The organism is Blautia sp. OF03-15BH (assembly GCF_003463065.1).
In the GTDB taxonomy this organism is placed as follows: Bacteria; Bacillota; Clostridia; order Lachnospirales; family Lachnospiraceae; genus Limivivens.
Genome location: NZ_QSCM01000001.1, coordinates 638324 through 644535, shown reverse-complemented (window position 1 = coordinate 644535; position 6212 = coordinate 638324). Strand labels below are relative to the sequence as shown.

Below are 6212 nucleotides of genomic sequence, written 5' to 3'. Positions count from 1 at the left end.
ATTGAGCAAGAAGCCCCCACTTCAAAATCAGTGATTTAAGTGGTGGGAGCATGTCACAACAAACAAAAATACAACTCGAGATTGTAGGTGCTATTGATGAAGATTATTGAAGTTGAAGAGAATAAAAAACAATATCTTGATTTGCTCTTATTAGCAGATGAGCAGGAAGATATGGTTGACCGTTATCTTGATAACGGCAAGATGTATGTACTTGATGATAATGGGGTCAAGTGCGAGTGTGTTATAACCGATGAAGAAAATGACATACTTGAGATCAAGAACATTGCGACAGTTCCAGAATATCAAGGGAAAGGTTATGCAAGAACCTTAATTGAGTTTATTGCTAATAATTACAGAGAGCAATACGCCATTCTGCAAGTGGGAACAGGCGATAGCCCACTGACAATACCATTTTATGAAAAGTGTGGTTTTGTCCGTTCGCATATCATATCAAATTTCTTTACAGATAATTACGACCACCCAATCTATGAGAGTGGAATACAGTTGGTAGATATGGTGTATTTGCAAAGACCTTTATAATTTAAATTCAGATTTGTCAACTTGCCCTTTGAGAGAGGAGAAATCCTTTTCTCAAAGGGCTTTTTTGATTTTACGGATATTCGGAAACTACAAGATAAAGCCAAAACTTCGTATACTTTAAGCATAAGGAGGTCGAGGTTTGGCTATGAACAACAGTTTAGCAGAAGTACACCCGGAGCTTATTACGGACTGGTCGGAGAAGAACTTACCGCTTACACTCGATGACATTACTTTCGGTTCAAATCCATTTGTCTAAATGAGTGAAGGGGTTCATTCCGGATCTGAGAGGTGCTTTTTTTCGTATTCAAAAATATATCCCGGCAGTCAACTTCTGTAAAACAGTAATTTTATAGATATCTTATCTGCCACCTGCCATCTGCCGGTGTATGAAATTATAAAAGTAGATTGCGAATCGCTTGTAACTTGCAATCAAACAAGATATAATGAAGAAGAAAGAGGAGGCAAGAAGCTCTGGAACTTGTTGCTGAGTAGTTAACAGATAAATTAGAAGAGGAGAATTTATATGACGTTTTATCAAGAACTACAATTAAATCAGGCAGGATCGAAAAACCTGTTGAAAAAGAGTGAAACCACGAAGGAAAAAATATACCATATGCTGGTATATCTGGTGAAGATAGTTGTCACAATGGCATTTTGTTTTTTATTTGTTACTGTTTTCAGCATCCTGTTTGGAAATGAGAACAGTATTGTTGGTGTGGTAGTTTTATTATGTCTTATGGTATTTCGAAATGCGGATCTGGGAATCCATACCGGACAATCGACAATGCTTTTCGCTTTGTTCTTTGTAATTATGACGGTATGTCCGCATTTGGCAAATCAGCTTTCACCGGTATTTGGAATGCTGTTAAACATTGCTGCACTGGCAGTGTTGATTCTGTTTGGATGCCATAATCCATTCATGTTCAACCAATCTACATTGGTTCTGGGCTATCTGTTATTATATGGCTATGATGTTACAGGAAAAAGTTATCAGATGCGATTGTTCGGAATGGCTTTCGGTGCAGCACTTACCTGCTTTGTATTTTATCGAAATCATAAAAACAGAACTTATAAAAGAACTCTGAAAGATCTGATACAGGAATTTGATATATCTTCTTCCAGGACAAAATGGCAGTTATGTCAAATGATATGTGTACCAGTCGTTCTTTGCATTGCGGAACTTTGCAACATGCCGCGTGCAATGTGGGCTGGTATTGCGGCCATGTCAGCAATCTTGCCATTTATGGAAGATATGCAATACAGAGTTCGTAAAAGAATTGTCGGAAATATTGCAGGTGTTATATGCTTTACTATGTTGTATTTTCTGCTTCCTTCATCCATCTATGCATATATAGGAATTCTTGGTGGGATCGGTGTGGGCTTTTCAGCACAATATGGCTGGCAGGCCGTATTTAATACTTTTGGTGCGCTGGCGATTGCTACGGAGAGTTATGGATTAAAAGGAGCAGTTAGTCTTAGAGTGATTCAGAATGTTTTTGGTGTTGTATTTGCATTCGTATTTTGTGCTATATTTTACTGGTTTATGTCGAAAAAAGAAAAGCGAGGTGACCGTACATGCAGAGTGAAGTAAGTCAGGAAGAAAATTTGAATAGAATTATTACGATTCCTAATCTGCTTTCTTTTTTTCGGCTTTGTCTGATCCCGGTAATGATATGGAGCTATTGTGTAAAGGAAAAGCCTTTGTTAACGGGAGAGATCTTATTGCTATCCGGTCTTACGGATCTCGCTGATGGATATATTGCAAGAAGATTCCATATGATTAGCAATCTGGGAAAAATACTTGATCCGGTTGCTGATAAGCTGACACAGGCAGCAATGCTGATTTGCTTGTTTGTCCGCTTTCCGCATATGCTTCTGTTAATCGTTATAATGGCGGTTAAGGAACTTTATATGGCGGTTAGCGGATGCCTTGTAATACAAAAGACAGGAAAAGTACACGGTGCAGACTGGCATGGAAAAATAGTAACCTTTTTATTATATGGAACAGCAGCGGTGCATATTATATGGCTCCACATTACACCGATGGTATCAGATCTGTTGATTGGTTTGTGTGCTATCATGATGGTCGTATCGGTTGTTCTGTACATTATCCAGAATACCAGGACTTTTAAAGAAGTTTGATCAAACTTCACTGAGAACGTTTGCTTGTCTTTTGGCTTCATCGGATACCTTTCATGGTGTACGTGAAGGCACTGTCATTGCGGCACTTCTGGTTGGATTTATTGGCAGAGTTTTCAGCAAGAAGCATCAAGCCGAAAAGAGCGCAGCATTCAGTTTTCTTTCAAGGATGGATTTTGTGTAATAAAAGAAAGCAGGCGGGAGAAATTCCGGCCTGCTTTTCTGTACTCAAAGATAAAAACAGATAACTGCTTACTGATTATCTTTTAAATATTCTTTTAATGCAGCTGCAAGCTGATCCGGGCAGGATGTTGGCTTAGCTCCGCATTTGATGCCTTCGATGCGTGAAATCGCTTCGTGAATATCCATGCCCTCAACGAGACGGCCAATACCCTGTAAGTTACCGTTACATCCAGCAGTGAATTGTACATTATGAATGTGTCCTGCCTCATCCACCTCTAAGTGGATATTTTTAGAACAGACTCCCTTTGGTGTGAATTCCATGAGTAAACCTCCCTTATATTGATTTGTCTTTGTGAAACGGATGTTCCTGTGATCCGTTTTGTTGGCCGCGAATAACCAAATGATTGTCTTACAGAGCTTCTGCTGATTGTTTCTGACAATAAAAGCAGAAGCCTTTTTTCGCTTTATTAAATTGCTTCACTGATTATAGCATAGCCTTATAAGAAATGCTAGAGTGAGTTTGAAATTATATGTGAAATGATCAGTGAGTAAAGCGGACATAAGCATCCCCCTCACCCGCCGCTTAGTGCTCCGCGCACTTGAAGCGGGGGAATGCTTATCTGCGTTCAAAACAACACGATAAGCTGCTATCAATTTACCAAATTAAAGAGAAAAAATTGGTAAACATTTTGTTCTGAACACTGTTCAAAATAAAAATATTTGGAAATTTAGACAAAAATATTTGTGCAAAATGGTTATATATGGTATTATATAGCAATGGTAAGCACGGTGAGCAAAAATATTAAACATATGTAATTACTAGGAATTGAAAAATGCAGGATAGGAGAGGGAAAATGCAAAAGTCAGAAGAGAAGTATGGCGCATATGTCCAGATCTTGAAAGAAGAACTGGTGCCGGCAATGGGCTGTACAGAACCGATTGCGCTTGCTTATGCAGCGGCAAAAGCGAGAGAAGTGCTTGGTGAAATGCCTGATAAGGTAGTGATCGAAGCGAGCGGAAGTATTATTAAAAACGTAAAATCCGTAATTGTTCCGAATACGGATCATTTGAAGGGAATTCCGGCTGCTGCTACAGCAGGAATCATAGCTGGTAGAGCAGAAAAAGAACTGGAAGTGATCGCTTCCGTAACACCAGAGGACTGTGCGAAGATGAAAGAATTTCTGGCGCAGATTCCGATCGAGGTAAAACATGTAGACAATGGTCTTACATTTGAAATTGGTGTGACAGTTTTTAGTGGAGAATCCTATGCAAAGGTTCGCATTGTCAACTATCATACCAATATTGTCCTTATTGAGAAGAACGGAGAGAAATTACTGGAAATAAAAGTAGAAGGTGAAAATGAAGAAGGTCTTACAGACCGTTCCATTCTTGATATGAAGAGTATCTGGGATTTTGTAAACACCGTAGATATTGCGGATATCTATGATGTATTACATCGGCAGATCGAATACAATACAGCAATTTCTGAAGAGGGATTAAGAGGTAATTACGGTGCAAATATCGGAAGCGTGCTTCTGGATATGGAAGGCACCAATATCCGAACAAGAGCAAAAGCGAAAGCTGCAGCCGGTTCCGATGCGCGTATGAACGGCTGTGAACTTCCGGTTATCATCAACTCTGGAAGCGGTAACCAGGGAATGACCTGTTCTCTTCCGGTAATCGAGTATGCAAAAGAATTAAAGGTTTCTGAAGAAAAATTATACCGGGCACTGGCATTATCCAACCTGATTGCCATTCATCAGAAGACAGGTATCGGCAGATTAAGCGCCTATTGCGGAGCGGTATGTGCAGGCGCGGCAGCAGGAACAGGAATCGCTTATCTGTGCGGAGGCGGTTACGCAGAAGTGACGCATACGGTTGTAAATGCACTTGCGATCACATCCGGTATCGTCTGTGACGGTGCGAAAGCATCCTGTGCTGCGAAGATCGCAGCAGCAGTAGATGCAGGAATCCTCGGATATAATATGTACATCCGTGGACAGCAGTTCCGTGCAGGAGACGGTATTGTTACAAAGGGTGCTGATGAGACGATCCGTAATGTGGGACGTCTTGGAAAAGACGGTATGAAAGAAACAAACGATGAGATCATCAGCATTATGGTTCATGACAGATGTTAAAGCACAAAGCAAAAGAGGTGTAGCGGTGAATAAAGAAAAGTTAGGCAGTACATTTGCCAGAATGCATCGTAATTCGCAGTATCGCGTTTGTCTTTGGGTGTTAGGATTCTTTACCATGCTAGAGCGTGTCTGAAAAATAAAAATTGCACAAAACGCATGTTTTATTTCCCTTTTGCATGTGGTAGCAACCGGTGTTCGTGTTGGTGCAGAGGATGTACAGTTCTCCTTGACAAGAGCAGCAGATCAGAAGAGTGTTGCCCTTCACAAAACATACAACCTTCATAACCACATGAAAGAGATCAGCATTTTAGAGGATCTGGACGAACTGAAGAATGTAAAAGATTCTGATTCAGGAAAACCGATCATCGAAACCTTATCTGCTGGTCTTGACAAAGAGGTTACTGCATTAACCGCTGATAAAACAAAAGCAGACAATGCAAATGGTGTATATCAGGTAGTAAAAGTTACCACAAACGAGCCGTTCCCGCAGGTATTAAATTACCTTGCTCATCAGTCTGCAGGTATCTTAAATAAAGAGGCTGTTACTGAGATGAACTCCAAATTTGATGTTGAAACCTATGATGCTACCAAAGATGTATGCTATGGTGACGCTGCAAACATCAAATCCGGAAACAACCACCTCTGGATGTTCGGTCCTTACGCACTGGTATCTTATGATGATTATCAGGTAGTTTTCGAGAAAAACCCGGGCTACATGGCTGGAACAGAGCATGAGGCAAAGATTTCCAATCTTGCGATCAAATTTGTTAAAGATGCAACCGCACAGACCTCTTCTTTCCGTGCAAACGAGATTGATATTCTTGACTTTGTAAATACAAATGATGTTGCAACACTGGAAGGAAACGAAGATTACAAGGTTTACAAATATGTAAGACATGCGGCAAACTTTGCTAAATTCAATATGAAAGACGGTAACATTTTTACAAGTGAGAACTTAAGAAAAGCAGTTTTCAATGCAATCAACCAGGAAGAGTTTATCGCATACCACAACGGTATCGTTATTCCTCTGTATTCTCCGTTCTCAACAATCATTAAGACTGGAAATGAGCACAAACAGGATCTTGAAAAATCTGCTGAATATTTAGATGCATATCTGAATGAGGCATAATAGCAATTTCTGAAGCGTTATGAAAATGCTCCGGGAATGTCCATGAATCGGTGGACTTCCCGGAGCATTTTTGTATGCAAATC

Annotated in this window: 6 protein-coding genes; 5 read left to right on the top strand and 1 reads right to left on the bottom strand. The window is 40.1% G+C overall.

Annotated elements, in window-relative coordinates; genetic code table 11:
* Window positions 1–96: 96 nt before the first annotated feature.
* The 3 genes from DXA57_RS02805 to DXA57_RS02790 all read left to right on the top strand — a co-directional run bounded on the left by DXA57_RS02805 (window position 97) and on the right by DXA57_RS02790 (window position 2682).
* The gene (locus DXA57_RS02805) at window positions 97–540 is read left to right on the top strand and encodes a GNAT family N-acetyltransferase (RefSeq protein ID WP_117764371.1); all 444 of its coding nucleotides are present in this window, start codon (window positions 97–99) and stop codon (window positions 538–540) included.
* Window positions 541–1063: 523 nt separating this feature from the next.
* The gene (locus DXA57_RS02795; protein ID WP_117764369.1) at window positions 1064–2131 is read left to right on the top strand and encodes an FUSC family protein; all 1068 of its coding nucleotides are present in this window, start codon (window positions 1064–1066) and stop codon (window positions 2129–2131) included.
* Complete coding sequence (locus tag DXA57_RS02790; protein WP_117764368.1) at window positions 2116–2682, top strand: CDP-alcohol phosphatidyltransferase family protein; 567 nt, start codon at window positions 2116–2118, stop codon at window positions 2680–2682. The genes DXA57_RS02795 and DXA57_RS02790 overlap by 16 nt, the downstream gene beginning before the upstream one ends.
* Window positions 2683–2931: 249 nt before the next feature.
* Here the strand turns inward: DXA57_RS02790 and DXA57_RS02785 are convergent, their stop codons facing one another.
* Window positions 2932–3225, bottom strand: coding sequence for a TIGR03905 family TSCPD domain-containing protein (locus DXA57_RS02785; RefSeq protein ID WP_442857667.1), 294 nt, complete (start codon window positions 3223–3225; stop codon window positions 2932–2934).
* A 491-nt stretch (window positions 3226–3716) separates the two neighbouring features.
* Between DXA57_RS02785 and DXA57_RS02780 the strand changes: the two genes are divergently transcribed.
* Window positions 3717–5000, top strand: a complete 1284-nt coding sequence (locus tag DXA57_RS02780; RefSeq protein WP_117764366.1) for an L-cysteine desulfidase family protein — start codon at window positions 3717–3719, stop codon at window positions 4998–5000.
* Window positions 5001–5178: 178 nt separating this feature from the next.
* Window positions 5179–6129, top strand: coding sequence for an ABC transporter substrate-binding protein (locus DXA57_RS02775; protein WP_278309129.1), 951 nt, complete (start codon window positions 5179–5181; stop codon window positions 6127–6129).
* The last annotated feature ends 83 nt before the right edge of the window (window positions 6130–6212 follow it).

What these genes read in the sequence shown, in the direction of transcription:
- DXA57_RS02805 (WP_117764371.1), top strand. Translation starts at nt 97, where the DNA reads ATGAAGATTATTGAAGTTGAAGAGAATAAAAAACAATATCTTGATTTG.
- DXA57_RS02795 (WP_117764369.1), top strand. Translation starts at nt 1,064, where the DNA reads ATGACGTTTTATCAAGAACTACAATTAAATCAGGCAGGATCGAAAAAC.
- DXA57_RS02790 (WP_117764368.1), top strand. Translation starts at nt 2,116, where the DNA reads ATGCAGAGTGAAGTAAGTCAGGAAGAAAATTTGAATAGAATTATTACG.
- DXA57_RS02780 (WP_117764366.1), top strand. Translation starts at nt 3,717, where the DNA reads ATGCAAAAGTCAGAAGAGAAGTATGGCGCATATGTCCAGATCTTGAAA.